Source organism: Nibribacter koreensis, from assembly GCF_039541795.1.
Lineage (GTDB): Bacteria > Bacteroidota > Bacteroidia > Cytophagales > Hymenobacteraceae > Nibribacter > Nibribacter koreensis.
The window spans coordinates 449,351-476,244 of sequence record NZ_BAABGX010000001.1 but is presented as its reverse complement, the minus strand read 5'-3'; the positions used below and the strand labels follow the sequence as shown (position 1 = coordinate 476,244).

Below are 26,894 nucleotides of genomic sequence, written 5' to 3'. Positions count from 1 at the left end.
TCTATTACTTTCCTAACTCGTTTTTAGGCTATTTTACTCAAACCAGGCCAAAAACGGGATTGCCCCTACTACTTTTCCTTGTCTTCTTACATTTAGGGAAGTCCTGAAATTCTTGTTTCTTAGCGCAAAGATTTTCAAATACTGCTCTACCCTTAGTGAAACTCCTTAAAAGTTTGGTGATGGTTTGGTGGCTCTGCCTCTTGGGTGGTAGCACTAATGCTATGCCGGTGAGTGGCGGTGAGGGCGCCATAACGTTAGGCAACCTATCCTTCAAGACGCTGTCGTCTTGGGTGTCTGGGATTGATTCTGTGACCAGCGTCATTCCGTTCACCAGGGCTGGCAACCTCATCATCCTGCAAGGCAAGGCTGACACTACGGCAGGCAATTTCATCCTAGACACTGGTGCCCAGCACCTGGTTTTGAACATCATCTACTTTCGGGACTACCCCAAGATACCCGTCAAAGGCGCTGAAAGAACCAGTGTGGCCGGTGTGTCTGCGCCCGTCATCAAAACCATTGTCAAAAGTTTCGTTTTTGGCGAAATGAAATTTGTGCGCCCCAAGGCTGATTTAATTGACCTGGGTCACATTGAAAACACCAAGGGCATCAAGATTCTGGGATTGCTGGGAATGGAGCTGTTTAGGCAGTGCGAGGTGATCATAGACTATGAGAACAGTCTGTTGTACGTGCACCAGATTGCCAAAAAGCAGGCCCAGACCTATAAAAGCAGTTTGCTGGCAGACACCAGCGCTTATCAGACCGTGCCCATCAGCTTAAATGACAATCGCATTGTGGCCCGGCTGGAGATGGATGGAAAGAACCTGGACTTTATCATTGACTGCGGCGCAGAGACCAATCTATTGGACAGCCGCCTGCCCAACAAGGTCTTTGAGAACGTTATCATCACCGGTCGTGTTTTGGTGAATGGAACGGGCACCAGAAAGATAGAGGCGCTCTCTGGCAGTGCCAACAAGCTGACCCTTGGTGGTACGGCTATCGGGGCCATGCCCGTCCTGATTACTAATTTGGGGAACACCTGCTTTTCTTACAATGGCTGTATTCAAGGCGTGCTGGGATTTGACTTCCTGTCCTTCAACAAGAATAAAATAGGCTTTAATTTTGTGACAAGAAAGATGTACATATGGAAATGACACTCACCCATGCCTTGCTATTGAGACTGGTGCGCTGGGGTACGTGTCTGCTGTTGGGATTCCTTTTAGTCCCACAAGGCGCCCATGCCCAGACCCACGTGAAGAAGTATTCTGTGCGGGATGGTAAAATGCTGATGGAGCTAAGCCAAAACCTGCCCCTGGCTACTTTGGATAGTTTCATGGTGCAGTACAACCTTTCAGATGTAGCCCTTAAGCGCTTATTTATTTCTCAACAGGATGATTCACTAAAAGCCCAGGGATGGCAAGTGGAAAGAGACGCCACTAAGCAGGTATTCTTGATCAGCAAGGGATTGGCGGGCTTCGGGAGCATTAATAACCCGGCAGATAGAATGCGCATGACAGGCCGGCAGGCAGAGGCACATTCAACCTTTGAGGCCATCAATGCCAATGTGCAGTTTGGGTACAATCGTTTTAAAAACAAGGCACCCTTTATGGTGCGTGACTCGGTGGTTACCTTTTACCTACGCAATAGCCATCAGGTAAAAAAAGCGTTTCTGGCGGGCACCTTCAACAACTGGTCGCCTACCTCCCTGCCAATGCAGAAAACGGACAGCGGCTGGGTGACCCAGGTTAAACTACTGCCTGGCAAGCATTGGTACAAGTTCATCACAGACGGCAATTGGGGCTTGGACCCTGACAACCTGGCCAGAGAGGATGACGGGCAGGGCAACACCAACTCGGTCTTCTTTGCCCCCAACCATGTCTTCAAGATAAGCGGCCACCCAAGCGCGAAGAGGGTGTACCTGGCAGGAAGCTTCAATAATTGGCGAGAGCGTGATTTGCTGATGACGAAGACCGCCACCGGCTGGCAGTTCCCCGTGTACCTGAACCAAGGCACTCATCTTTACAAATTCATCATTGATGGTAAATGGTACCTTGACGCGGCCAACCCAGAACGACTCCCCAATGAGCACGGCGACTTTAACTCAGTAGTGAGACTGGGAATACCCTATGTTTTCAAGCTAGCCGGTTTTCAAGAAGCCCAGAGAGTGGTCTTGGCCGGTACGTTCAATGATTGGCGAGAGCAGGAATTGTTTATGCAGAAAACGGCTACGGGCTGGGAACTGCCCTACACCTTAGGACCTGGCGCCCATGAGTACAAGTTTATTGTAGACGGCAAGTGGATGATGGACCCGGCCAATCCTGCACCAGGCAATTCACGTGACGGGAATTCTTATTTAATCTTACAGCCCAACCACACGTTCACATTACAAGGGCACGCCAATGCCAGGGAAGTGTTTGTGGCCGGCGACTTCAATGACTGGAACCCTAGCTCACGGCCCATGCGCAAGGTGGGCAATGCCTGGCAATTACCTGTAAGACTGCCTGCGGGCAAAAACCGGTACAAGTTTGTGGTGGACGGCAAATGGATCCTGGACCCGGGCAACAGACTATGGGAACAGAATGAGCACCAGACCGGCAACTCCATTATTTGGATAGAACTCGCCCATTGATTCGTTTTTGGTCTGTTTTCCAGAAAACAGACCAAAAATGGGGCCTCCTTACCCACTCGGTCCGTATTTCTACGGGCAATCTCAATATTTATCAGGCCGGTCTAAGATTTTCAAGTAACTTTGCAGTCCATAAGACAACCACTACTTATGGCTTCAGCGAAATACGTTTTTGTTACCGGGGGTGTCACCTCCTCTCTTGGAAAAGGCATCATCTCTGCTTCACTGGCTAAGCTCTTACAGGCCAGAGGCTTTAGGGTAACAATCCAAAAATTTGACCCCTACATCAACATTGACCCCGGTACGCTCAACCCTTATGAGCACGGCGAATGCTTTGTCACTGAAGACGGCGCCGAGACTGACCTGGATCTGGGCCACTACGAACGCTTCTTAGACACGCCTACTTCGCAAGCCAACAACGTCACCACTGGCCGCATCTATAACCACGTCATTACCCAAGAGCGCCAAGGTGCTTATTTAGGCAAGACCGTGCAGGTAGTTCCTCATATCACCGACGAGATCAAGCGCCGCATGCTCATGCTGGGCCAGTCTGGTGAGTTTGACGTAGTCATTACTGAGATTGGTGGTTGCGTGGGGGACATTGAGTCCCTGCCCTTTATTGAAGCCGTGCGCCAATTGCGCTGGGACCTCAACCCCAATGACTCTGTAGTCATCCACCTGACCTTACTGCCTTACTTAAAAGCGGCCGGTGAGCTGAAGACCAAGCCTACCCAGCACTCGGTGAAGGCCCTTTCGGAGGCCGGCGTACAGCCAGACATCTTGGTGTGCCGCTCAGAATACCCTATCCCAGCAGAGATGCGCAAGAAAATTGCCCTTTTCTGCAACGTGGCCACCAACTCAGTGATTGAGTCCTTGGACGCCGAAACCATCTATGATGTGCCCCTGCACATGAAGAAGGAGAAGTTGGATGAGCGCGTCATGAAAAAACTACGTCTCTCTGGCGGCCATGAGCCTAACCTGGACTCCTGGAAGGAATTCCTGGGTCGCTTAAAAAACCCAACCGAGGAAGTGACTATTGCTTTGGTGGGAAAATACGTGGAGCTGCCAGATGCTTACAAGTCTATCATTGAGTCGTTCATCCACGCGGGCGCCTTCAATGAGTGTAAGGTGCATTTGAAAACCATCCAGTCTGAGTTTATCTCTTTTGAAAACGTAGACCATCATTTGCACGGCGTGGACGGCGTATTGGTAGCCCCTGGCTTTGGCGAGCGTGGCTTTGAGGGTAAGATTGAGGCCATCCGGTACGTGCGCGAGAACAACATTCCGTTCTTCGGGATTTGCCTGGGCATGCAGTGTGCCTCTGTAGAGTTTGCCCGCAACGTGCTCAGTCTGCAAGGCGCCAACTCCGCTGAGATGGACCCGGCCACGCCGCATCCTATCATTGACATGATGGAAGAGCAGAAAAGCATTACTCAAAAAGGCGGTACCATGCGCCTGGGTTCTTATGCCTGTGACCTTAAGAAAGGCTCTAAAGCGCACCAGGCTTACGGCCGCTCACACATTCAGGAGCGCCACCGTCATCGTTATGAGTTCAATAATGAGTATCTTGCCGCGTTTGAAGCCGCCGGCATGGTGGCTTCAGGCATTAACCCAGACACAGGATTAGTGGAAGTCATTGAATTACAGAACCATCCTTGGTTTGTGGGCGCGCAGTACCATCCAGAACTGAAAAGCACGGTACTTACCCCACATCCTTTGTTTGTGCGCTTTATCAAGGCCGCCATCACCTACACCAAAAACAAAAACAAGTAACCCTTTTAACATTATTTATGGATAGGAATTCCGCAATAGGCTTGGGCCTGATTGCCGTAATCATGCTAGTCTATAGCATGTTCTTCATGCAGGAGCCCACGCCGGCCACCCCTGCTCCCAAAAAGACAGAAACACAGGTGGCAGCCTCAACTGCGCCTGCTACGCAAGTAAACGATTCTTTAGTGGCAGCGCAGCGCGTGGCCCAGTTAGGTGAGTTTAGCGCCCTGGCCACCGGTCAAAACCAAACCATCACCCTAGAGAACCAAGTGCTTAAGCTTACGCTGGGCAGCCAGGGCGGCGCCGTCGAGCAGGTAGAACTTAAGAACTACAAGACCTGGAACCAGAAGGCGCTTTTGCTTTTTGACAAAGGAAGCAGTGAGCAGGTATTTGCGTTCCAGACCAATTCTGGCCGCACCGTAAGGCTGAACGACTTGTTCTTCCAGCCGTCTGCCGTTAAAAACACCACGGTCAACAAATTGCCAGCCAAGGTGATTACATTCTCGGCGCAAGTGGCCCCCGGCCAAACCATTGAGCAGGTCTACACCTTGGTGGACCAGTCCTATGAGGTTGGTTACCAGCTAAACTTTAGAGGCATGGAGCAGATGGTGGCCCAAAAGCCCATCATGCTCACTTGGACCGACAACCTGAAGCGCCTGGAGAAGGACGTGAAGCAAAACCGCGCCCACTCTACCGTTAACTTCTATACCGCAGAGGGCGACTTTGACAATATTTCGGCCAGCGCCACTGAGAATGAGACTGTCAAACTGGAGGAGCCTGTGAAATGGGTAGCCAACAAGCAGAACTTCTTCACGGCTGCCATCATTGCGCAGAATGCCTTTGAAAGCGCCGAGATGCGCGTGGAGGTGCTGCCGGATACTGATACGGTTGGCATTAAAACCTTGCGCTCTACTCTGGGCATTCCGGTGCAAGACGCCTTGTCCAACAAAGCGCATTTTACCTATTACTTCGGGCCCAATGATCATGACATCCTGGAGAACACTACTGAGGGCTTTGACGAGAACATTGAGCTGGGCTGGGGTATCTTCAAGTATGTGAACAAGCTCCTCATCTTACCGGCCTTTGACTTCTTAGAGGATTTCTTCGGTAACTATGGTATCATCATCATCTTGTTGGTGTTATACATCAAATTGATCTTGAGCCCGCTTACCTATAAGTCTTACATCTCCATGGCTAAGATGAAGGTGTTAAAGCCTGAGGTAGACGCCATCAAAGAGAAGTATGAAGGTGACATGCAGAAGACGCAGGCAGAAACCATGTCGCTCTATTCCAAGATGGGTGTGAACCCCATGAGCGGTTGTATTCCTATGCTCTTGCAGATTCCTATCTTGTTTGCCATGTACAACTTCTTTCCAAACTCCATTGAGTTGCGTCAGGAGCCGTTCTTATGGGCACATGACTTGAGCACCTATGACGTGTTTGCCAAGTTGCCGTTCACCATACCATTCTATGGCAGCCACGTGAGTATGTTCACCTTGTTGATGACCGCCTCTACCATCTTGTACACGTGGTCTAACAACCAGGTAAGCTCCATCCAGGGCCCCATGAAGTTCTACTCGTACCTGATGCCCATCATCTTCATGTTTGTGTTGAACAGCTTCCCGGCCGGTTTGAGCTTCTACTACTTTGTGTCAAACATTGTGACCTTCGGGCAGCAGGCCTTGATTAGAAAGTTTGTAGATGACGCCAAAATCCGTCAGAACCTGGAGGAATACCAAGCCAAGAACAAAGGCAAAGAACCGAAGGGTGGTTTCCAGAAGAAGATTCAGGATGCTATGAAAGCGGCCGCTGAAAAAGAAGCCCAGCGCAAGAAGACCAAGTAATCTTGCTTTATTGAGATAAGAAGAGCCCGGCCACATGGTCGGGCTCTTTTCGTTTGTGGTAAGTTAAGGACGTTAGGAAGCAGTATGTGTAGACACCCGTTCCACCAAACCGTTTTTGGGCTTTTTTCCAGGAATCAGGTCAAAAACGACCTTAAGCGAGTAAGAAGGATTACCATAAACCTGAGCAGGCCGCGCTAACCTCTAAGGCATTGCACTTTTGACGGCAGCAACTTTCAGCGCTTAAAGCAACTGAACTACCTCCTACTCTTACTGATATTCTAACTTAAGCACGGCTTTTTCGTCCCAAGGAACGCCTAAAGGTGACTTGGCGGATTGTTCCTACATGTATACACGGCCTTTCATATACCGGCGTTAGGATGCAGAAAGCATTGGTCGTTTTTGGGCTATTTATCGGAAAAGAGGCCAAAAACGCCTGCTTACGTATAGTGAAAATAAGCCCAGCTGGATACTCCTTGACCTTTCAAACTATCGTTTATCAGAAGAATTTTTAAGAGTTATTTCCGGGTTAAGGATTCTATGAATCGTACCAATTGGGATTCTTGGCGTCTTGCTTGGCTAAAGTGATTCTTTTACCTGCAACTTGCCCTTAAAATTTCCTTTCTGCCTTAGCTGTCAAATCGTTAGACAATCCAATCATTACCTCCACTTAAGGTAGAGATCTTCTAAAAATGGGGATAAATACCTGCTAAGTGTTAATAAGTTGCACTAAAAAGTATCTTTTAATTCCCGTATCTTTGTGAAAGCATGAAATGTTTAGTATAGCGCGAACTTAGAAAGTCTCCTACCATGAACATCACTTACTACGGCCAATCTTGTTTCCTGCTTGAAGTGGGCGGAACCAAAGTGCTTTTTGACCCCTTCATCTCGGCCAACCCCTTGGCCTCTGAGATTGAGTTGGATCAGATTGAGTGTGATTACATACTGCTGTCACACGGGCATGCAGACCATGTGGCAGACGCTGAGTACCTGCTCAAGAAAACAGGTGCTACCCTGGTGGCCATCTTTGAGATTGTAACTTGGTACCAAAAGAAGGGCATTGACAAGGTGCACCCCATGAACATTGGAGGCAAGGTGCATCTGCCGTTTGGAACCGTGAAAATGGTGAACGCCATTCACTCCAGTTCCTTGCCAGACGGGACTTATGCTGGCACGGCCGCTGGCTTTGTGGTAGAAGGCGCTGAGAAGACGTTCTACTTTGCCGGTGACACTGCCCTGACGCTAGACATGAAATTGATTGGTGAGCGTTATAAGGTAGATTTTGCCATGCTACCCATTGGGGACAACTTCACCATGGACGTGGAGGATGCCCTGGTAGCCGCCAATTACGTGAACACGAAAAAAATAATAGGGATGCATTATGATACCTTCCCTTACATAGAAATTGATCATGTGGCCTCTCTGGAACTAGCCAGACGCCAGCAGAAGGAGTTGATATTGATGGAGATTGGTCAAACCATAGAACTGTAATCTTTAGAATGGGAAAAATAATTGCCGTTGCCAACCAGAAAGGCGGAGTAGGTAAAACTACTTCGGCCATTAACCTGGCAGCAAGCTTAGCCGCTTTAGAATTTAAGACCTTGCTGGTAGATGCAGACCCGCAGGCCAATGCCACCTCTGGGATCGGTTTCGACCCCAAAGATATTGAGAACAGCATCTATGAGTGCATGGTAGATGGCATTGACGCCAACAGCATCATCATGACCTCGCCTATAGATTTCCTGGATTTGATTCCGTCGCATATAGATCTGGTAGGCGCTGAGGTTGAGATGATTAACCTGCCCAACCGCGAGGAAAAGATGAAGGAAGTGCTGGTGCCGTTTAAGGACAAGTATGACTTCATCATCATTGACTGCTCGCCTTCTCTGGGTCTCATCACGGTGAACTCCTTGACGGCCGCAGACTCGGTGATCATCCCGGTGCAGTGCGAGTACTTCGCCCTAGAAGGCTTGGGCAAATTGCTCAACACCATCAAGATCATCCAGTCCCGCCTGAACCCGGACCTGGAGATTGAAGGCTTGCTGTTGACCATGTATGACGTGCGTCTGCGCTTGTCCAACCAAGTGGTGGAAGAAGTGAAAATGCACTTCCAGCAGATGGTGTTTGACACCATCATTCCTAGAAACGTGAAGTTGAGTGAGTCCCCTTCTTTTGGGGTGCCGGCCATTTTGCATGACGCAGAAAGCAAAGGCGCCATCAGTTACCTGAACCTGGCCAAAGAGATTGTGGAGAAAAACGGCGTAGCCGTGGCCCAATAATTTTAGAAGAGAACCTACATGACTGATAATTCAGCCAAGAAAAAACCAGGAGGCCTTGGAAGAGGCCTCAATGCCCTTATATCGGGGAGTTATGACCGCAAGGAAACTCCCTCCACCCCTAACGCCGTCAATACCATCGCGGACATTGCTTTAACCCAGATTGAAACCAACCCGTTTCAGCCCCGCACGCACTTTGACCAAACTGCGTTAGAGGAATTAGCCGAGTCCATAAGAGTACAAGGCATCATTCAACCCATCACGGTACGTCAGCTGAGTGCAGACGCCTATCAGTTGATTTCTGGTGAGCGTCGTTTCCAGGCCGCTAAACTGGCCGGTTTGGAGGCAATCCCTGCGTACATCAGAAAGGCAGATGACCAGCAGATGCTGGAAATGGCCTTGATTGAGAACATCCAGCGCGAAAACCTCAACGCCATAGAAATTGCCCTCAGCTACCAACGTCTTTTAACGGAGTGTAGCTTAAAGCAGGAGGAACTAGGCGACCGCGTAGGTAAGAAGCGCACCACGGTGACCAACTACCTGCGTTTGTTAAAGCTTCCGCCAGACATCCAGATTGGCATCAGGGACAACTTGATTTCTATGGGCCACGCCCGCGCCATCATCAACATGGAAGACGTGGAGATGCAGTTGGAGGTGTACCGCAAGATCGTGAATGAGGAATTGTCGGTTAGAAAGGTGGAGGAGTTGGTTAGAAAGATCAACCAGGAAAACAAAAAGCCAGATCCGCAGACCAAACTCAACCTACATCCGTTAGAAAATGAAGTGAAGCGGGTAGAATCCAGGTTGTCTACCTATTTTGGCACCCGCATCCAGGTCAAGTCAACGGCAGAGGGCAAAGGCGAAATCAAGATCCCGTTTGTTTCTGTAGATGACCTAAACCGAATTTTAGAAATCTTAAACTACGCCTAATATGCGGTCTAGTATAGCCGTATTTATCTTCTTCTGTGCCTTTGCTTTTGGTTTTCTACCAGAGGCAAAGGCACAAGTCATTACAGCAACCCCTGACTCTGTACTAGTACCGGCCGCGGCAGCCATTGATACCACCGCGGCTAAGAAACGGTTCTTGACGGACTGGAGCAAGCCTGCCAAGGCCGCCTTTTACTCTGCCGTACTGCCAGGCCTGGGTCAGGCGTACAACAAGAGTTATTGGAAGATTCCATTGGTATATGCCACCGGCGCGGTGATCGGGTATTTTATCTATGACAACAATCGCAAGTACCAGACCTTTGCCACGGCTTACCGGTACCGCACAGATGGAGACCCCGCCACGGTAGATGCTTACGTAGACAACGGCAATTATAAAATTGACCTTGCTAATGACCAAGGCACCAACAACTTACGCAGATCCAGAGACTTTTTCAGGAAATATAGAGATTTAGATATTATCTTGGCAGTGGTGGCGTATGGCTTAAATGTGATGGAAGCACACGTAGATGCGCATTTAAAGGGCTTTGATGTAAGCGATGACCTCTCCTTGCAGTTTACTCCTGGTCTTCAAAGGATGGCCAATACCAGCTACGCCCCCATGTTCACCTTGCAACTCAATCTTAAAAAGTAACAAATGCGCATTCTGCTTATTGGCTACGGAAAAATGGGTCATACCATTGAACGTCTTGCCCTAGCCAAAGGACATCAAATTGTAGCGGCCCTGACGGTAGAGGATGCGCACCAGCTTTCTTCCTACACCAAAGACCAGGTAGACGTGGCCATTGAATTTACCAGCCCGGCGGCCGCGGTCAACAACATCCTCACTTGCTTTGAACTAGGCATACCGGTGGTATGTGGCACTACAGGATGGTTACAGGATCTACCTAGAGTGGAGGCCAAGTGTCAGGAACTCAACGGCGCCTTGTTATATGCTTCTAACTTTAGCGTGGGCGTAAATCTGTTCTTCCACTTTAATGAGTACGTGGCCAAGAAGATGCAGCAATACCCAGAGTACGGCGTGCAGGTAAAGGAAATCCACCACGTACACAAACTAGACCAGCCCAGCGGTACCGCCCTCTCCATTGCCGAAGGCATCCTGAAGCAGTACCCAACCAAACAAGGCTGGGTAAACGACAAAACCACCTCAGAGGACTTGTTAGGAATTGAATCTGAGCGCGAAGGCGAAGTAGTAGGCACCCACATGGTACAGTACACCTCTGCCAATGACACGCTGGAACTGAATCATATTGCGCATAGCAGAGATGGGTTTGCCGCCGGTGCCATTTTGGCCGCTGAGTGGTTGCCAGGCAAGCAGGGCGTGTTTGGCATGAATGATTTATTGCAACTTTAAATAAGAATACATGAGCACCCGTTTCTGGACTAAGAAAGAATCAAAGCCAAAGCAACGCAAAGGTTTTTTGCGCGAATGGGGAGATGCTATTCTCTTTGCCGTGGTGGCCGCCACTCTTATTAGATGGGCCACTTTTGAGGCCTACACCATCCCCACTCCGTCTATGGAGAAGTCTTTGCTGGTGGGTGATTACCTTTTTGTGAGCAAGTTGCACTATGGTCCGCGCACGCCCATGACGCCCTTGCAGGTACCGTTAACGCACCAGACCATTTGGGGAACGGACATCCCGTCATATTCTAGCGCCATCCAACTAAAATCACACCGCCTGCCGGGCTTTACCTCTGTTAAGAACAATGACGTGGTGGTGTTCAACTATCCACCCGAAGAGCAACACCCTGCAGATTTACGCACCAACTACATCAAACGCTGCATTGCAATTGCCGGTGACAAGATTGAGATGCGCAACATGCAGACCTACATCAATGGCAAGCTGTTACCAGAGCCTGAGCAGGTGCAGTATTCTTATTTACTGTTAAGCAAGGACCCTATCACGCCTAAGTTCTTCAAGGAGCATAACATCACAGACATTTACCCAACCTACGGCGTACAAGGCTACCAGATCAACACGTCTGCGGCAACTGCCAAGAAATTGGCTGGCTATGATTTCATTCAGCGCATACAGTTACAGAGTGACACGGCCGGCATGGTAGACGCCAAGGTGTTCCCGTTCAAGCCGTCCATGTACCCGTACAACAAAGACAACTTCGGGCCTTTTGTGGTACCCAAAGAAGGCATGACGGTGCAGATAAACGCCCAAACCATTCCTTTGTATGAGATGGTCATCAGAAGATATGAAGGCAACCAAAACGTAATCGTTAATTCTGACAACATCCTGATTGACGGAAAAGAAATCAAGGAATATACCTTTAAACAGGACTACTACTGGATGATGGGCGACAATCGCCATGACTCCCTGGACTCCCGCTACTGGGGCTTCGTGCCAGAAGATCACGTGGTAGGCAAAGCCGTCCTGGTCTGGATGTCTGCCGACCCGAATGAAGGCCTGTTAAACAAAATCCGCTGGAGCCGCATTTTCAAGGGCATTGAATAAAGAACAATCGTTTTTGACCTGTTTTTCAAAAATGAGGCTAAAAACGAATTGGAATATAAAGAAGAAGGCCACCTTATTTGAGGTGGCCTTCTTCTTTATGATGGTATTGCTAAATAGATGAGATTCCAAATCACTTGCACTTGGTGATGTAATCACCAACAAGCAGAATAGCCCCCGCCCATGAAAATTTGCCGGAGCTGCATTTATAAGGGCATTGAACAATCTTTCCGTTTTCAGTCTATTTTCCAAGAAATAAGCCAAAAATGAGATCTGTACATAAAGCAAAGGTCAGCTTTTTAGTAAGGTGCCCTTTGCTTTATTGATGCCATTTAATTTTACCAATCAATCTCCCGCAGACCATGCTCCTTCAAATAGGCATTGGCCTTACTGAAGTGGCGGGTGCCGAAGAAGCCTTTGTCGGCGGCGAAGGGTGACGGGTGCGCGGCTTTCAACACCAAATGCTTTCGCTCATCTATGATCATGCCCTTCTTTTGGGCATAGGCGCCCCAGAGCATGAAGACCACGTGCTCCTTCTCGTCAGATACTTTCTTGATGACCGCGTCCGTAAACTCCTCCCAGCCTTTCTTCTGGTGCGAACCTGCCTCATGCGCCCGTACCGTTAAGGTAGCGTTCAACAACAGTACGCCCTGTTCGGCCCAGCGCTCCAGGTTACCCGATGCCGGAATAGGCTTACCCAGGTCTGCCTGAATCTCTTTGAAGATGTTTTGCAAAGAAGGCGGTGTACGCATACCGTCTGCCACAGAGAACGCCAGACCATTAGCCTGTCCCTTGCCGTGGTATGGGTCCTGGCCCAGTATCACCACGCGCACCTGGTCAAAGGGGCATTCCTGAAAGGCATGAAAGATGAGTCTGCCGGGGGGATAAACCTCGGTGCGGGTGTATTCTTCCTTGACAAACTGGGTTACTTTCTGGAAGTAAGGCTTAGTAAACTCGTCCTGCAAAACGGCTTGCCAACTTGATTCTATCTTTACCTGCATAGATTTCTATATCTTTAAAGGATTTTCACGTATTTTTAGGGTATGAATCCGGCTGGCTAAACTAATCCACCAGGATAGCTGTTTCTTTCTTACCAATCAACGGCACGCATGGATACGAAAACAAACCAAGGAGTAAACGTAGTGGTCACCACCAACTACCTCCCAGACTATTCTAGTCCGGCGCAGCAGCACTTTGTTTTCGCCTACAAGATCACCATTGAGAACAACAGCGAATTTACAGTAAAGTTGTTACGCCGCCACTGGCACATCTTTGATTCTAACAATGAAATACGCGAGGTAGAGGGCGAAGGTGTGGTAGGCCAACAACCAGTCTTAGAACCCGGCGAGAGTCACCAGTATGTTTCTGGCTGTAACTTAAAGACAGGCATTGGCAAAATGGCGGGCACCTTCTTGATGGAGCGCCTGGTAGACGGCAGACAGTTCTACGCCACCATCCCAGAATTCACCTTGATTGTTCCCTATAAGCTCAACTAACCGCTCCTCTTTCTTGCAGCACGCTGGCATAGTTTTACGATACGCCTCCTTTTGGTGGCGGTCAGGGAATGCGCATGGGTTGCACTCCCCGTTTGTATTCAATCTCTACTGTTTCATCATTCACCATACGGGCCACTATACTGCCTATGACCTGGTAGAAAGCCTGCGCGATGAACTGCTGGAAGACAAAACCTTGCTAGAAGTCACTGACTTTGGCGCCGGCTCCCATTCTGGCAGAACCAAAAAAAAGCGCATCTCAGACATTGCCAAAACTTCCGCCAAACCGCCGCGCTTAGGCCAATTGTTGTTTAGGCTGGCCAACCATTTTAAGCCAGACACCATCCTGGAACTGGGTACGTCTTTGGGCTTGACCACGGCTTATCTGGCTTTGGCTAGACAGAAGGCTAACGTATATACCTTTGAAGGTTGCCCAGCCATTGCCGCACAAGCTCGTCAAAACTTTGCTAAACTGAGACTCAAAAACGTGCAGCTGGTGGAAGGAAATCTAGACGCTACCCTTCCTGAGACCTTGGACACGCTGGAGAAAGTGGACTTCGTGTTTTTTGACGGCAACCACCGTCTGGCCCCTACCCTTGCCTACTTTGAGCAATGTCTGCAGAAAGCCCATGAAGACAGCGTGTTTATTTTTGATGACATCTATTGGTCCAGTGAAATGTCCCAGGCCTGGAAACAAATCAAAGCCCACCCGCAGGTAATGATCACGGTAGACCTGTTCTACATGGGCCTCGTCTTCTTCCGGAAAAACCAACCCAAGCAAAATTTTACGCTACGCTACTAATGATTAGTGATTAATGACGAATGATTAATAGGCAAAAAGCAAAGTCCCCGTTTTTGGCCTGATTTCTTAAAATCAGGCCAAAAACGGGGACTTTGCTGTAAGTGATTAATTTATAATTCTGGATTCTTACCAATTAATCATTAATCATTAATCATTATTTAACTGCTTCTCTAATTCTCACCAGCTTCTCCAGAAGTCCTTCTAAATTAGACAATTGAAGCATGTTGGCGCCATCAGATTTAGCAGTGGCGGGTGTTGGATGGGTTTCAATGAAGAGTCCATCTGCGCCCACGGCAATGGCCGCTTTGGCAATAGTCTCAATCAAGGCAGGCTTGCCACCGGTCACACCTGAGGCTTGGTTGGGCTGTTGTAGAGAATGCGTCACATCCATCACCACCGGCACCTGGTTTTCTTGCATGGCGGGAATGTTCCTGAAATCCACGACCATGTCTGAGTACCCGAACGTATTGCCACGGTCCGTTAAAATGACATTAGCGTTACCAGACTCCTTCACCTTGTCTACGGCAAAGCGCATGGACTCCCCAGACAGAAACTGGCCTTTTTTGATGTTCACCACTTTCCCGGTTTGGGCGGCGGCCACTAATAAATCTGTCTGCCGGCACAAGAAGGCTGGGATCTGTAACACGTCTACATAAGCAGCAGCCATAGCGGCTTCATGACTCTCATGAATGTCCGTGACCGTAGGTACGCCAAACGTCTCGCTCACCTTGGCCAGAATCTTAAGAGCCTTCTCATCGCCAATGCCTGTAAAGGAATCCAGGCGAGATCGGTTGGCCTTGCGGTAAGAACCCTTGAAGATTAACGGAATACGCAAACGGTTGGTGATGCGCACCAGTTCTTCGGCAATCTGCAGGGCCATTTCTTCGCCCTCAATGGCGCAAGGGCCGGCCATCAAGAAGAAGTTGCCAGAATCTGTATGTTGTAATTTAGGAATGGAGATAGTCATGTTGGGCAGTAATCAATGAACAGTAATGAAGGAAACAGTGCAAGCCAACCTTTACGATTTTGCCTCCCGATTTTGGCTCATTTTCTGGAAAACAGGCCAAAAACGATGCACTTGAGCTGAGTTAGGTCTTAAGCACAAAAGTACATATTCTAGGCGATAAACTGAGGCTTTGAGCGGCGTTCCAGAATCATAAACCATTCCCGGCCTTGGCGTGGCGGAATGGAGTTATGGCAGGGCTCAAAGACCTTAAACGTAAAATAGGGTTCAAAATAAGCTTGGTACTCCGGGGGTGTTCCTCCAAAGGGCGGTCCCTGGGTCTCAAACTCTTCAGAAAACAAAACACCTACTAATTTCCCACCGGGTTTGAGGAGCTCAAACATCCTTCTGGCATAGTCGGGTCTCATCTCCTTAGGCAAGGCGCAGAAAAAGGTCTGCTCCAAAATTAAGTCAAACGTGAAGTGAGTCTCTGCAAAAAAGTCTTGCTGCAACAAATGCTCTGCCTCAAAGTTAGGGTTTCGGCTTTTAAAGCGCTCCAGCGGCTCTGGCGCGAAATCCATGATATAGACGTTGGTAAAGCCCTGCTTGTGCAGATACTCGGCCTCATGGCCATGGCCACAGCCTGGTATCAAGATGGCCATGTCTTTACTGGCCAGTTGGTTAATGTACGCTTCTAAGGGAGTAGTGATAAAACCTGCATCCCATCCGGTCTCCTTTTGCTGGTACCTATTGGACCAATAGCTGGCGTCTAATTCTGGTTTAGTTTGCATACCCGTAAGGAAGTATTTTCTATGGAGATTTGCAAAGGATAGAGAGAACCGTATTTTTGTAAGGATACGGTACGCCGTGCATTACTATTTACCAACCCATATACCCATCCTATGGCCACTGAGACCCCTGAAAAGGATAGCAACCGTAAACTGTTAGTAGTAGGTTTAATCATTGTACTCCTGAGTATCAACGGCATCTTGATTTACATGCAACAGCAGAAGACGCAAGAGAATGAGGAGCAGAAAGAGATTATTGAGGTAAAAAGCACTGAGCTTGAGAATCAGATCAAGGTATATGAAACCCTAAAGGCAGACTTTGAACGCCAGAACAGCGAGTTGAAAGCCATGGGTCTGACCAATGACTCTCTGGAAACCCGCATTGCCGCTATCAACGCAGACTTGGCGCAGCTGCGCTCGTTCAGAAACGGCAGCTTCTCCTTAGCAGACCAGAAGCGCTTTAGAGACCGCGCCGCCGGCCTAGAAACCGCTCTTAAACGTAAGGACGAGGAAATAGCCAAACTGCAGGTAGCCAACGAGGAACTGCACGTTCAAAACACAGACTTAAGAACCACCCAGAATAAACTTTCTGACTCCATCACTACCTTAGCCACTGATAACCAGGCACTGGTAGACAAGGTGAACCTGGCCTCCAAGCTAGAGGCCCAGAACGTGCGCGTGACCATCTTAAATGACAGAGGCAAAGAGAAGGAGGACGATGACATGGAGTTCAGGGCAAAGCAGGTGGACAAAATCAAAATCATGTTCAACCTAGCCAAGAACGAGGTGGCTCCCAAAGAAAGCAAAGAGATTCAGATGCGCTTGATTGAGCCAGATGGGTCTCCCCTCTACAACCTGGCCATGGGATCTGGCACGTTTGAGCACGAAGGCAAAGAAGTGTTTTACACCTCAAAAAGAGACATCGTGTTTGACAACTCTCAACAGCAGGTGACTTTCTTGTATTCAAAAGGAGCCGCCTACAAGCCTGGCAAGCACACCATTGAGTTGTACTCTGGTGGTTACTTAATTGGCACGGCCAGCTTCACATTGAAATAGCCGGCGTTTTTAGCCTGTTTTCATAAAAATAGCCCCAAATCGGATGTCCGGTTTGGGGCTATTTTTATGAAATGACTGATTGAGTTAATGAGAAAATGAGTGAGTAACTATTTAAAGTATTCATTCAAACTCTCAATCATTCAATCTCTCAATAAATTAGTCTACCATTACGCGTCTGTCTTGGATGGTCTTGAAGTTCTCCACCAGTTTAATGGCTTCAGAGATGTCTTCAGAGAAGATGGTGATGAAGGAGTTGCGTTCTGCGTGCTCCAGGGCATAGGCAATGGCCACCATCTCCTGCGGAATCACGCGGTAGGGTTTATTGGGGTCTGCCTTCATAATACCCTCTATTACATTCCGGTTGATTTCTTCAGGATTGCGGTCCCGGGTGTCTTTGTCCTGGCGCACAATGACCTCGTCAAACATTTCGGCGGCCATTCTGCCTAGTTCCACCATGTCCTCGTCCCGTCTGTCGCCCACGCCGGCAATAACGCCCACACGCTTGCGGGCATCCGTATTTTTCAAGAACTCGGCTACGCCTTTCATGCCGGCTGGATTGTGCGCATAGTCCACCAACACCTCAAAGGTGGGGAATTTAAAGAGGTTCATGCGGCCTGGCGTCTTACTAGCCGAAGGAATGAAGGTGCGCAATGCCGTCTTAATCTCTGAAATCTCAAAATGAGAAATATAGCCCGCCAAGGTGGCGGCCAGTACGTTCTCAATGTTGAATTTTGCCCGTCCGCCAAACGTCAGCGGAATGTCTGCCACGCGGTCTACCCTAATCTTGTAGGTATTCTTGAAGATAGAGATGTAGCCGTTCTCAAAGACTGCCGCCAGGCCTCCTTGGGCCACATGCTTTAAGATACGAGGGTTGTTCTCATCCATGCTAAAGAAGGCTACCTTAGACTCTACCTCCTTGGCCATGTCAAAGACGTGGTCATCATCTGCGTTGAGGATAGAGTAACCGTCTTTGCTCACGCTCTTAGGGACAACGGCTTTCACGCGGGCCATGTCTTCCAGGGTGTAGATGTCGCGCAAGCCCATGTGGTCTTCGGCTACGTTGGTCACAATGCCAATGTCACACTGCTGAAAACCCAGACCAGAGCGCAACATACCGCCCCGTGCGCACTCTAAAACGGCAAAGTTGATGGTAGGGTCACGCAAGACAAACTCGGCGCTTTTAGAACCAGTGGTGTCCCCTTTCTCCAGCATCTTGTCTTGTATGTAAATGCCGTCTGTGGTGGTAAACCCTACCTGGTAGCCAGCAGACTTGACCATATGGGCAATGAGACGCGTGGTAGTGGTTTTGCCGTTGGTACCCGTAATGGCAATGATAGGAATTCTGGAAGGACAATTACCCGGAAACAGCATGTCAATCACAGGTTCGGCTACGTTACGTGGCAAACCGTCTGTGGGCGAGGTGTGCATTCTAAAGCCCGGCGCGGCATTCACTTCAATGACGGCACCGCGGGCTTCTGGCAAGGGTATGGCAATGTCTGAGGTCACCACGTCAATCCCGCAGATGTCCAGGCCAATGGTACCGGCAATGCGTTCCGCCATGAGCACGTTGTACGGGTCAATAAGGTCCGTGACGTCTGTAGCCGTACCGCCCGTAGATAAGTTGGCGGTGCTTTTTAATTGAAGTTCTTCGCCGTCGGCAATGACCGTGTCCAGGGTATAGCCTTTCTTATGGAGAATGCCTTGCGTGTCTTTGTCAATAGAGATTTTGGTAAGCACCTTTTCATGGCCTACACCGCGGCGTGGGTCACTGTTCACCTGGTCAATGAGTTGCTGGATGGTAGACTGACCATCACCTGTGACCATGGCCGGCGTGCGCTTGGCCGCCGCTACAAACTTGCGGTTCACAACCAACAGCCTGAAGTCATAGCCCTCAATAAACTGCTCCACAATCACGGCTTCTGAGTATTGTTGAGCGGCCTCAAACCCAATAACGGCTTCATCCCAAGACCGCAGATTGATGCCTGCGCCCTTGCCATGGTTACCGTCTAAGGGCTTGGTGACAATGGGATAGCCCAAGTAATTAACGGCCTCCTTGAGTTCTTTTAAATCATAGACAATGTCTCCTTCTGGCACTGGTACGCCCGCCTCGCGCAGCATGTCTTTGGTGGCGTTTTTATCGCCGGCAATCTCTACGGCAAAAGAAGCGGTGCGACAGGTCATGGTGGCCTGTATGCGCTTCTGGTTGACGCCATAGCCTAGCTGGATCAGTGAGTTCTTGTTGAGCCTGATGTAAGGAATGCCTCTGGCCACTGCTTCAGAGACAATGGCGTAGGTGCTTGGTCCAATGTGCTCGTCTTCCCGTATCTCATGCAACTCATGCACGTCTGGGCCAATGTCATATGACTCGTTCTTGGCTAAGGCGTTGACCACCCTAAGGGCGGCGTGCGCGGCATAGACCCCGGCTTTTTCTTCCTGGTAGGAGAATACTACATATTCAAAGCCTGGCTGCGGCGCGGGGTAGGTTCTTCCAAAGCCCGAGTTCATACCGCCCATGGTCTGTAACTCCAGGGCTACGTGCTCTACTACGTTGCTTAAAGGCACGCCTTCTTCATGCACTCTTCTAAGGTAGCCTCCCTCCTGGCCATCTGTGCTGCGGTGCTCTATCATGCCCGGGAACATCTGCTCCAACTTACGTGCAAAACCATCCAGGTGGGTGGTGAGAACTCCATCATAGTTCTCCATGTCCAACTTCAATACTACAATCTTCGGGTGCTTAACAGACCAAAAATTAGGTCCACGCATGACGCGTATTTCTGCGATTTTCATTCAATTAGTACTGTATGGATCTTGTATGTGTAGGTGTTAGAAAATTTCTAAGGTGTAGGTGTCACCTTTTCCCAATAAATGAACCCGTAAGTCCCGCATGGTCACCGGGGCGCCCTCATCTATCTCATAAATATTGGTGTAGGTACTTTCTCTGCCGTCTACTATGGTCACCAGGCCGCTGCCAATCACTTCTAGCTGGTTGCCCTTCTTCACTACTACGCCGGTGTCTTCTTCCAGGCCAATACCAATGAAAGTGGGGTTGGTGGCAATCATCTGTACCATTCTTACAATACGGCCTCTGGCAATAAAGTGGGTGTCTATGGCCACATCATTTAACAATTCTAGTCCGGCGGTAATGCTCACAGATCCTTTGATGAACCCCTCACTTTTGCCTTGAAAGATCATTTGCGTAGACATGGCAGCCGCCCCAGCGCTGGTACCGGCAATGACCAGCTTATCTTTGTAATAGCGGTATTTAATCAACCGCATGATCTCAGTCCCGCCAAAGATGGAGGTAAGCCGCAGTTGATCGCCGCCGGTGAACATAACACCGGTTGCTTTTTGGATAAGAGCCAGGTACTCTTCCTGGCAAGAATCCTCCCGTGAGGCAATGTTCAGGACCTTGACGTTTTTCACTTTCAGTTTCCTGAAGACGCGTACATAGTCCTGGCCTACGGCCTCCGGCGACTCTGAGGCGGTTGGAATGACTACCACTAAGGGGTTTTTAACCTTTAACTCATCCACAAAGCGTTGCAGAATCTCAAATTTGACGTAGTTATGGTTTGCAATTTCTGCATGCTCATCTGTAGCGCCTTTGCTTTCTGCCCCGCCAATGGCAATCAAAATGCCATTGGGCGTCTTATATTCAATGGAAGACTTAAAAATCTCTTCTCTTTCTACTGTTTTCACAGTCATACCCTCTCCTTATAGCCTAGATAATGCCTTCTTGCCTGACTTGAGATTAAAACGCCCACGCACTCTTGTAGAGGCAGGTTTTGCTCACGCTTGCAGACGTAGGGGGTACGCAGAAAATAGCAAAAAGATTAGAGGTTTTGAATATTTGCGTGTAACCACAAAAACAGCATACGGAAAGTACTGAGACCTGTTTTAATCAGTTAAAAAGACACGTGGCCGAGCCGCACAGTAAAAGACCAGAGGAGAAATTTTGTAGAGGAAAGCAAAGGAGTGGTTCTATCCCAGTTTCATGAACTAGACTAGACTGAAAAAGAAAAACCCTCTCAGAACTAAATCTGAAAGGGTCATCTTGTCCAGGTGAGGTAACGAGCGGATTCGAACCGCTGTACGAGCTTTTGCAGAGCTCTGCCTAGCCACTCGGCCACGTTACCGTGTTTGGGAATGCAAATATACACCCATTTTAATATGAGGCCAATTTTATCTGCAAAAAATCACCCTAGGCACAAAAAAAGAGCCCCAACTGCTTGGGGCTCTTCTCTATAAATTTGATATGAACTTGAGATTACTCAGCAGACTCAGTTGCTTCAGTAGACTCAGGAGCGTCAGCTTCTGGAGCTTTCTCAGTGCGTGCTTTGGCAGCAGCAGCTAATTTCTTCTCACCAGCTTCTTTCTCAGTTGACATCATTTGATCCTTCAAGGCAGAAAGTGCGTCTAAGTCGCCCAAAGTAGCACGTACTTCTTCTTTCTTAGGAGCAGCAGGGGCAGCAGTTTTAGCTGTACCAGCGGCCGGAGCGTCTTTCTTCTCAAATTTCTTTCTCTTAGCATCTTCTGGCTGAGCCGTGTGGCTAGCAGTGTGCGACAAGATGATCTTACGATCTTCTTTAGAGAACTCAGTTACTTTGAAATCCAATTGCTCACCAGCTTCAACGGCAGAACCGTCTTCTTTGGCCAAGCCTTTAGGGAACGCGAAACCTTCAATACCGTAAGGCAACTCTAGCGTAGCACCTCTGTCAGATTTCTCCAACACAGTGGCTTTGTGCGTAGAACCTACTGTAAATACAGTTGCGAACGTATCCCAAGGGTTCTCTTCTAGTTGCTTGTGACCAAGGGCCAGACGTCTAGAAGTAGCGTCCAATTCAAGAACGATTACATCCAGGTTCTCACCCACTTTCACAAACTCAGAAGGGTGCTTGATTTTCTTAGTCCAAGAAAGGTCAGACACGTGTACCAGACCGTCTACGCCTTCTTCTAGTTCAATGAACAAGCCGAAGTTAGTTAGGTTACGAACAACACCTGTGTGCTTAGTACCCACTGCGTATTTAGTCAATACATCTTGCTTAGTCCAAGGATCTTCAGACAATTGCTTAATGCCTAGTGACATTTTGCGCTCATCTCTGTCCAAGGTCAACACAACTGCCTCAATTTCATCATTTTGCTTGATGAAGTCTTGTGGGTTGCGTAGGTGCTGAGACCAAGACATCTCTGACACGTGGATTAAGCCTTCTACGCCTGGCATCAATTCTAAGAACGCACCGTAATCGGCTACGTTTACAATTCTGCCTTTCACGCGTGAGCCAACTTCCACTTCGCCAGGAAGTGCATCCCAAGGGTGAGCCGTCAATTGCTTCATACCTAGAGAAATACGCTTCTTGTCGTCATCAAAATCCAACACTACCACGTTTACTTTCTGGTCTAGCTCCAACACCTCTTGTGGGTGGTTGATGCGTCCCCATGAAATATCTGTGATGTGTAGTAGACCGTCAACACCACCCAAGTCGATGAACACACCGAAGTTGGTCATGTTTTTGATCACACCTTCTAGAACCTGACCTTTTTCAAGGTTGTTCAAGATGGCGGCACGCTGTTGCTCAAGGTCTTTCTCGATCAACACTTTGTGCGATACCACTACGTTATCAAAAGCGGCGTTGATTTTCACCACTTTCACTTCCATCTTACGACCAACATAAATGTCGAAGTCGCGGATTGGTTTCACGTCAATTTGTGAACCTGGCAAGAAGGCCTCTACACCGTAAAGGTCTGTGATCAAACCACCTTTGGTTCTGCGTTTCACTACACCTTCCAGTACAGTGTCGTGCTCCAAAGCGCCGTAGATCATCTCCCACGCTTTCACAATTTTGGCTTTCTTACGAGACAGGATTAACTGACCGTTCGGGTCTTCCTGATCCTCAATGAATACCTCAACCTCATCACCGATTTTCAAATCCGGCATGTCGCGGAATTCAGAAACCGGAACCAGACCATCAGACTTAAAGCCGATGTTCAAGATTACGTCGCGATCAGTGATACCAACAACGGTACCTTTAATCACTTCCTCTTCCTGAACGGTGTTCAGGGTGTCGGCATACATTTGCTCCATTTCGGCTCTCTCTGATGCAGAGTAAGAACCGCCGAAGCCCTGAGAATCAAATTTTCCCCAGTCAAAATCTTCTAAATTTGCCATAGATAAGCATTGGCCCAGAATATAACGCCTGAACTATGAGCCACTTGCCCAAGCGTAGTTTCTAAAACAGACACAATCTTTACTCAAAGACTGCGGCATTCACCTTGAACGCGCCGCGAAGTTACAAAATTTCCAGATAGAATTAGATAAGGCTCAGCGATATTCTCTTTTGAGTGTTTGATTTTCAAAGAGTAACCAATTCTGTGAATGGCTTTAAAAGAAGAGCCCCGTTTTTGGCCTGTTTTCCAGAAAACAGGCCAAAAACGGGGCTTCCACCAAAATCTGTTGAATCCTTATTCTTTTCTACTATTCAAATACAGCTGTGCCTCTTCTGCGTTTGCTTCTTTAATGGTAATGACAATGGCACCATCTTTGGCCTTCTCGCCATACAGGTCTATGGCGGTCTGGCCTTTGAAGACTTCTACCTTATCAAACCATTCAGAATTCATCTTTCTGATTTCGCTTTGCATCACAACGGTAAGGCTATCCTTGATTTTAATGACACAATACGGCGTTGGTTTCTGGTAAATAACCCCTTGCGATTTCTCCTTAGGGGCTGAGTAGATCATTTTACCGCCCTGCGCTTGTGAATTAAGAGTCACAAGACAGAGAAACGCGAAAAAAAGTAGGCCTATATTTTTCATAAGAAGTGGAATTGTAATGAAAGCCTAAGATACAGTTAAAATTCATGCCCGCACTCGCTCTCCCAGATACGGCAACCAGACGTGATCCATCTCCTGAATACTATTGCGTAGGAAGGAAACCAGAGATGGCTTATGCGGTTTGCTGGCGGGCTTCATGGACACTTCTTCTGGTGTCCTATCCCCTTTGAGAGAGTTGCACCTGGAGCAAGCCGTGATCAAATTGTACCAAGAAGTCTCACCGCCCCGGGAACGAGGCACCAGATGGTCTAAGGTTAAATTTCTGGTGGAGCCACAGTATTGACAGCAATGGCGGTCGCGGCGCATCACATTCTGGCGGGTTAAGGAGATGCCTTTGTAGGGTACGCGCACATAGTGTTGCAACCTGATAACCTGAGGCAAGGGATAAAACGTGCGCACGGTATGGTACCCGTTTAGCTGGTCCTGGGCAATCATTTCGGCCTTCTCCAGGCATAAAAGCACGAAGGCTTTGGGAATACTGCACACGGCAATGGCTGAATAATCTTGATTCAGCAAGAGGACTTTTCCGTTCATAAGACATCCAGCTAAAAGTTGAGAGCATGTTTAACCTTGTCTTTTGCGCTACTAAATGGAGTCAAAAGAACCTGGCCTCGTCATTTCCTCACACCGTAGCTTGGCTACGCTGCTCAAAAATGGCTTCGCCAGAACCTTCCGCTTCCATTTCTCGCTTTCAAAATCAAAGTTTAAACAAACTCTAACAGGAAGATACACAGAAACTTCCAGATACTTAAAAACTGAATATACTTATTTTGAGTTACACCGTTTGGCCTGTTCTTAGGAAAGAATTCGCTTAATGATGCGTAATTTGTGGGTGTAGCGCTTAAGCTCGCGGTTGTAGATGCCGTGGTGGTCTAGCTGGTCTATGCGCACCTCACCAGAGGCATGGATGATCTGCTGGTCTTCCAGCACAATGCCCACGTGCACAATGCGGCCTTCTTCATTGTCAAAGAAAGCCACGTCGCCGGGACGGGTCTGGGTCACAAAATGAACCTCTTGGCCGTGCACCACCTGCTGGTAGGCGTCGCGTAACAGGGAATGCCCGCAAAGACCGTACACTTGTTGTACAAAGCCAGAACAATCCAGCCCGAACACCGATTTACCGCCCCAGACATAGGGTGCTTTCAGAAACAGCAGGGCCATTTTCTGCAGGAAGTTCTCGCGGTAGGGCAAAGACGGATTGGTGGCGCGGCCGTTGTAGACCATCTTCTCCTCGCCTACCCTAATGTTTATGCCATCAAAGAACGGAAGCCGACTGCCCACCATAATGGGAATGACCACATCGGCACCACTCACGGTCTGCACTATGTCCATGGACCGCGGATGCTCTATGGTGGCCCATTCCTGGTAATAGGCATCTGACACGGGCGTGTGCTGTTTGTAATCTATCCAGCCTTGGTAGTCGTCGGCCACGGTTCTAATCTGTAGCCACTTGTCCTGGGTCTGCAGCACCTCATAGCACTCCCCGAAGATAAGCTGCGTTAACTGCTCACTCCTATCGGCTGGCTCTCTTCTCACCGGCACCAAACTCAGCTTACAAATCCCGACGTTCACTTATGTTAATTAGAAATTCAAAATTAGAAATTAGAAATGGGGCTGTGCCCTGTAAGGATTAGAACAATTAGAGGCGTTGGCAATTTCTAATTTCTAATTCTTAATTTTTAATTGACGCCTTTGGCGCTAATAGCGTTCGCGGGCCATTTCGCGCTTGATGTCACGTTCTTTGATGTCATCCCGTTTGTCAAAGAGTTTTTTACCCTTGGCCAGGGCAATCTCTACCTTGGCGAAGCCGCGCTCACTAATGAACAGGCGCAAGGGAATGATGGTGACGCCTTGCTCCTGCGCCTTCTCCTTGAGCTGCTTGAGTTCGCGCTTGTTTAAGAGCAGTTTGCGGTCCCGGGTGGGCTCATGGTTGTAATGCGTACCCTCTGTGTATTTGGCAATGGTGACCTGGTGCAGAATAAGCTCCAGGCCATGAAAAGTGCAGTAGCCATCGGTCAGGTTCACGTTGCCCTCCCGGATGGATTTGATCTCAGTGCCCTTGAGCATGATGCCCGCCGTGTACTTCACTATGAAGGAATACTCATAGCTCGCCCTCCGGTTGACAATGCTCACCGTTTTCTGCAGTCTGTCTTTCTCTTTTCCTTTCGCCATCTACTGGGGTTTGTTCGTCAAAAGTCGGTGTAACTTCTCTTTTTTCAAAATCTTCTGGCCGGTTTGGCCGGTGGCCACCAAGCGTTCTCCTGCGTGTACGGAAATATCACAGAGCAGTGCGTTGCCGGTCAGGTTTTTATAAGTGGCCACCACCTGCAAGGTTTCGCCGGCAAAGGCCGGGCCTTGATGGTCTATGTGCAACATGGTGCCTATGCCTTCCTCGTCTGCGTCTTTCATCTCCAGCACAAACAGGCGGCTGGCCCATTCCATGGCTTGGCCCAAGGCGAACGTAGAGCAGACCGGGTGCACTAAACCTGCCTCAAATTGCGCAAAGTCTGCCGATGTTACCGCTTTCATATACGTCTTTTGGTCTCCTAGCTGGAACAGGTCTTGCATGTTACGGGTGGTTTTTGCTGCAAAGTACGCACACTGGCCTTATCATGCTACTTTGGCAATTCGGTCACAAGACCTATTTAAACCGCAAACGCCCCGTCTGCAAGTTGCAAACGAGGCGTTTGGGCAAGGTGGTTACCAACCTTAGTGACTTCCGGCTGAGCTACCTGTGCTCTGGCCGCCATCGTCTACGCTTCTAGCGCCTCTGCTTCCGCCTTGTTGGTTAGGGACACCCGGCATGTCTTTGGTGTGCCGTTCATCTGAAGAAGCATCTGGTTGTACTACTCTATTTTTCATGGCATCGCCTTTTGTCTCTGAGCTAGGGTTGCCTAATTTATCCTTGCGGTCATCACGGTTCTTATTCAGTTCATTCGCCATAATCCTAGTGGTTTAAGTGAAACGGATAACCATTCATACGCAAAACAATGGGCTTGGGTCAAAGAGTGGAGTTGAGAACCTTGGCAAATCTCCTTTTGACTGGCAGCAGAGTTACTTCCGTTTTTGG

The 26,894-nt window shown here is 48.8% G+C and carries 25 protein-coding genes and 1 tRNA gene; 13 read left to right on the top strand and 13 right to left on the bottom strand.

Features of this window, described 5'->3' with window-relative positions; genetic code table 11:
- The first annotated feature begins 155 nt into the window (after window positions 1-155).
- The 10 genes from ABD880_RS02015 (at window position 156) to lepB (ending at window position 11,920) form a co-directional block, all read left to right on the top strand.
- Complete coding sequence (locus ABD880_RS02015) at window positions 156-1,151, top strand: pepsin/retropepsin-like aspartic protease family protein (protein WP_345161804.1); 996 nt, start codon at window positions 156-158, stop codon at window positions 1,149-1,151.
- Entirely contained in the window at window positions 1,142-2,626 is a 1,485-nt protein-coding gene (locus ABD880_RS02010) for an early set domain-containing protein (RefSeq protein WP_345161802.1), read from the top strand. Before ABD880_RS02015 ends, ABD880_RS02010 begins: the two co-directional genes overlap by 10 nt.
- Window positions 2,627-2,773: 147 nt before the next feature.
- Complete coding sequence (gene pyrG, locus ABD880_RS02005) at window positions 2,774-4,396, top strand: CTP synthase (RefSeq protein WP_345161800.1); 1,623 nt, start codon at window positions 2,774-2,776, stop codon at window positions 4,394-4,396.
- Between the two features lie 17 nt (window positions 4,397-4,413).
- Window positions 4,414-6,237, top strand: coding sequence for a membrane protein insertase YidC (gene yidC / locus ABD880_RS02000; protein WP_345161798.1), 1,824 nt, complete (start codon window positions 4,414-4,416; stop codon window positions 6,235-6,237).
- Between the two features lie 807 nt (window positions 6,238-7,044).
- Window positions 7,045-7,725, top strand: a complete 681-nt coding sequence (locus ABD880_RS01995) for a metal-dependent hydrolase (protein ID WP_345161796.1) — start codon at window positions 7,045-7,047, stop codon at window positions 7,723-7,725.
- An 8-nt stretch (window positions 7,726-7,733) separates the two neighbouring features.
- A complete protein-coding gene (locus ABD880_RS01990) occupies window positions 7,734-8,513 on the top strand; it encodes a ParA family protein (RefSeq protein ID WP_345161794.1) in 780 nt (259 codons plus the stop codon).
- Between the two features lie 18 nt (window positions 8,514-8,531).
- Window positions 8,532-9,440: a ParB/RepB/Spo0J family partition protein gene (locus ABD880_RS01985; protein ID WP_345161792.1), complete on the top strand. Its 909-nt coding sequence runs from the start codon at window positions 8,532-8,534 to the stop codon at window positions 9,438-9,440.
- Window position 9,441: 1 nt separating this feature from the next.
- A complete protein-coding gene (locus ABD880_RS01980; protein WP_345161790.1) occupies window positions 9,442-10,089 on the top strand; it encodes a DUF5683 domain-containing protein in 648 nt (215 codons plus the stop codon).
- Window positions 10,090-10,092: 3 nt separating this feature from the next.
- Complete coding sequence (gene dapB / locus ABD880_RS01975) at window positions 10,093-10,809, top strand: 4-hydroxy-tetrahydrodipicolinate reductase (protein WP_345161788.1); 717 nt, start codon at window positions 10,093-10,095, stop codon at window positions 10,807-10,809.
- A 10-nt stretch (window positions 10,810-10,819) separates the two neighbouring features.
- Complete coding sequence (gene lepB / locus ABD880_RS01970) at window positions 10,820-11,920, top strand: signal peptidase I (protein WP_345161786.1); 1,101 nt, start codon at window positions 10,820-10,822, stop codon at window positions 11,918-11,920.
- 335 nt (window positions 11,921-12,255) lie between these two features.
- Here lepB and ung read toward each other — a convergent pair whose 3' ends face one another.
- Window positions 12,256-12,918, bottom strand: coding sequence for a uracil-DNA glycosylase (gene ung / locus ABD880_RS01965; RefSeq protein ID WP_345161784.1), 663 nt, complete (start codon window positions 12,916-12,918; stop codon window positions 12,256-12,258).
- A gap of 108 nt (window positions 12,919-13,026) precedes the next feature.
- Here ung and apaG point away from each other — a divergent pair, with 108 nt between their 5' ends.
- On the top strand, window positions 13,027-13,413 hold the full coding sequence (gene apaG, locus ABD880_RS01960; protein ID WP_345161782.1) for a Co2+/Mg2+ efflux protein ApaG: 387 nt from the start codon (window positions 13,027-13,029) through the stop codon (window positions 13,411-13,413).
- Window positions 13,414-13,492: 79 nt separating this feature from the next.
- On the top strand, window positions 13,493-14,212 hold the full coding sequence (locus ABD880_RS01955; RefSeq protein ID WP_345161780.1) for an O-methyltransferase: 720 nt from the start codon (window positions 13,493-13,495) through the stop codon (window positions 14,210-14,212).
- A 154-nt stretch (window positions 14,213-14,366) separates the two neighbouring features.
- Here ABD880_RS01955 and kdsA read toward each other — a convergent pair whose 3' ends face one another.
- A complete protein-coding gene (kdsA, locus tag ABD880_RS01950; RefSeq protein WP_345161778.1) occupies window positions 14,367-15,179 on the bottom strand; it encodes a 3-deoxy-8-phosphooctulonate synthase in 813 nt (270 codons plus the stop codon).
- A gap of 149 nt (window positions 15,180-15,328) precedes the next feature.
- A complete protein-coding gene (locus ABD880_RS01945; protein WP_345161776.1) occupies window positions 15,329-15,946 on the bottom strand; it encodes a methyltransferase in 618 nt (205 codons plus the stop codon).
- 111 nt (window positions 15,947-16,057) lie between these two features.
- Here ABD880_RS01945 and ABD880_RS01940 point away from each other — a divergent pair, with 111 nt between their 5' ends.
- Window positions 16,058-16,999 (top strand): hypothetical protein, encoded by a 942-nt coding sequence (locus ABD880_RS01940; RefSeq protein WP_345161774.1) that lies wholly within the window; start codon window positions 16,058-16,060, stop codon window positions 16,997-16,999.
- A 156-nt stretch (window positions 17,000-17,155) separates the two neighbouring features.
- Here the strand turns inward: ABD880_RS01940 and cphA are convergent, their stop codons facing one another.
- The 10 genes from cphA to ABD880_RS01890 all read right to left on the bottom strand — a co-directional run bounded on the left by cphA (window position 17,156) and on the right by ABD880_RS01890 (window position 26,767).
- Window positions 17,156-19,786: a cyanophycin synthetase gene (gene cphA, locus ABD880_RS01935; RefSeq protein WP_345161772.1), complete on the bottom strand. Its 2,631-nt coding sequence runs from the start codon at window positions 19,784-19,786 to the stop codon at window positions 17,156-17,158.
- Between the two features lie 36 nt (window positions 19,787-19,822).
- The gene (locus ABD880_RS01930) at window positions 19,823-20,695 is read right to left on the bottom strand and encodes a cyanophycinase (RefSeq protein WP_345161770.1); all 873 of its coding nucleotides are present in this window, start codon (window positions 20,693-20,695) and stop codon (window positions 19,823-19,825) included.
- Between the two features lie 366 nt (window positions 20,696-21,061).
- Window positions 21,062-21,132, bottom strand: a tRNA-Cys gene (locus ABD880_RS01925).
- A 131-nt stretch (window positions 21,133-21,263) separates the two neighbouring features.
- A complete protein-coding gene (gene rpsA, locus ABD880_RS01920) occupies window positions 21,264-23,162 on the bottom strand; it encodes a 30S ribosomal protein S1 (protein WP_345161768.1) in 1,899 nt (632 codons plus the stop codon).
- Between the two features lie 293 nt (window positions 23,163-23,455).
- On the bottom strand, window positions 23,456-23,764 hold the full coding sequence (locus ABD880_RS01915) for a hypothetical protein (RefSeq protein ID WP_345161766.1): 309 nt from the start codon (window positions 23,762-23,764) through the stop codon (window positions 23,456-23,458).
- 84 nt (window positions 23,765-23,848) lie between these two features.
- Entirely contained in the window at window positions 23,849-24,358 is a 510-nt protein-coding gene (locus tag ABD880_RS01910; RefSeq protein WP_345161764.1) for an HNH endonuclease, read from the bottom strand.
- A 261-nt stretch (window positions 24,359-24,619) separates the two neighbouring features.
- Window positions 24,620-25,396, bottom strand: coding sequence for a C40 family peptidase (locus tag ABD880_RS01905; RefSeq protein WP_345161762.1), 777 nt, complete (start codon window positions 25,394-25,396; stop codon window positions 24,620-24,622).
- A 126-nt stretch (window positions 25,397-25,522) separates the two neighbouring features.
- On the bottom strand, window positions 25,523-25,996 hold the full coding sequence (gene smpB, locus ABD880_RS01900) for an SsrA-binding protein SmpB (RefSeq protein ID WP_345161760.1): 474 nt from the start codon (window positions 25,994-25,996) through the stop codon (window positions 25,523-25,525).
- Entirely contained in the window at window positions 25,997-26,392 is a 396-nt protein-coding gene (locus tag ABD880_RS01895; RefSeq protein WP_345161758.1) for a thioesterase family protein, read from the bottom strand.
- A 141-nt stretch (window positions 26,393-26,533) separates the two neighbouring features.
- On the bottom strand, window positions 26,534-26,767 hold the full coding sequence (locus ABD880_RS01890; RefSeq protein ID WP_345161756.1) for a hypothetical protein: 234 nt from the start codon (window positions 26,765-26,767) through the stop codon (window positions 26,534-26,536).
- Between the last annotated feature and the right edge of the window lie 127 nt (window positions 26,768-26,894).

What these genes read in the sequence shown, in the direction of transcription:
- smpB (WP_345161760.1), bottom strand. Translation starts at nt 25,996, where the DNA reads ATGGCGAAAGGAAAAGAGAAAGACAGACTGCAGAAAACGGTGAGCATT.
- ABD880_RS01995 (WP_345161796.1), top strand. Translation starts at nt 7,045, where the DNA reads ATGAACATCACTTACTACGGCCAATCTTGTTTCCTGCTTGAAGTGGGC.
- apaG (WP_345161782.1), top strand. Translation starts at nt 13,027, where the DNA reads ATGGATACGAAAACAAACCAAGGAGTAAACGTAGTGGTCACCACCAAC.
- ABD880_RS02010 (WP_345161802.1), top strand. Translation starts at nt 1,142, where the DNA reads ATGGAAATGACACTCACCCATGCCTTGCTATTGAGACTGGTGCGCTGG.
- kdsA (WP_345161778.1), bottom strand. Translation starts at nt 15,179, where the DNA reads ATGACTATCTCCATTCCTAAATTACAACATACAGATTCTGGCAACTTC.
- ABD880_RS01890 (WP_345161756.1), bottom strand. Translation starts at nt 26,767, where the DNA reads ATGGCGAATGAACTGAATAAGAACCGTGATGACCGCAAGGATAAATTA.
- ABD880_RS01980 (WP_345161790.1), top strand. Translation starts at nt 9,442, where the DNA reads ATGCGGTCTAGTATAGCCGTATTTATCTTCTTCTGTGCCTTTGCTTTT.
- ABD880_RS01940 (WP_345161774.1), top strand. Translation starts at nt 16,058, where the DNA reads ATGGCCACTGAGACCCCTGAAAAGGATAGCAACCGTAAACTGTTAGTA.
- yidC (WP_345161798.1), top strand. Translation starts at nt 4,414, where the DNA reads ATGGATAGGAATTCCGCAATAGGCTTGGGCCTGATTGCCGTAATCATG.
- ABD880_RS01895 (WP_345161758.1), bottom strand. Translation starts at nt 26,392, where the DNA reads ATGCAAGACCTGTTCCAGCTAGGAGACCAAAAGACGTATATGAAAGCG.
- ABD880_RS01910 (WP_345161764.1), bottom strand. Translation starts at nt 24,358, where the DNA reads ATGAACGGAAAAGTCCTCTTGCTGAATCAAGATTATTCAGCCATTGCC.
- ung (WP_345161784.1), bottom strand. Translation starts at nt 12,918, where the DNA reads ATGCAGGTAAAGATAGAATCAAGTTGGCAAGCCGTTTTGCAGGACGAG.
- ABD880_RS01945 (WP_345161776.1), bottom strand. Translation starts at nt 15,946, where the DNA reads ATGCAAACTAAACCAGAATTAGACGCCAGCTATTGGTCCAATAGGTAC.
- rpsA (WP_345161768.1), bottom strand. Translation starts at nt 23,162, where the DNA reads ATGGCAAATTTAGAAGATTTTGACTGGGGAAAATTTGATTCTCAGGGC.
- dapB (WP_345161788.1), top strand. Translation starts at nt 10,093, where the DNA reads ATGCGCATTCTGCTTATTGGCTACGGAAAAATGGGTCATACCATTGAA.
- cphA (WP_345161772.1), bottom strand. Translation starts at nt 19,786, where the DNA reads ATGAAAATCGCAGAAATACGCGTCATGCGTGGACCTAATTTTTGGTCT.
- ABD880_RS01985 (WP_345161792.1), top strand. Translation starts at nt 8,532, where the DNA reads ATGACTGATAATTCAGCCAAGAAAAAACCAGGAGGCCTTGGAAGAGGC.
- lepB (WP_345161786.1), top strand. Translation starts at nt 10,820, where the DNA reads ATGAGCACCCGTTTCTGGACTAAGAAAGAATCAAAGCCAAAGCAACGC.
- pyrG (WP_345161800.1), top strand. Translation starts at nt 2,774, where the DNA reads ATGGCTTCAGCGAAATACGTTTTTGTTACCGGGGGTGTCACCTCCTCT.
- ABD880_RS01990 (WP_345161794.1), top strand. Translation starts at nt 7,734, where the DNA reads ATGGGAAAAATAATTGCCGTTGCCAACCAGAAAGGCGGAGTAGGTAAA.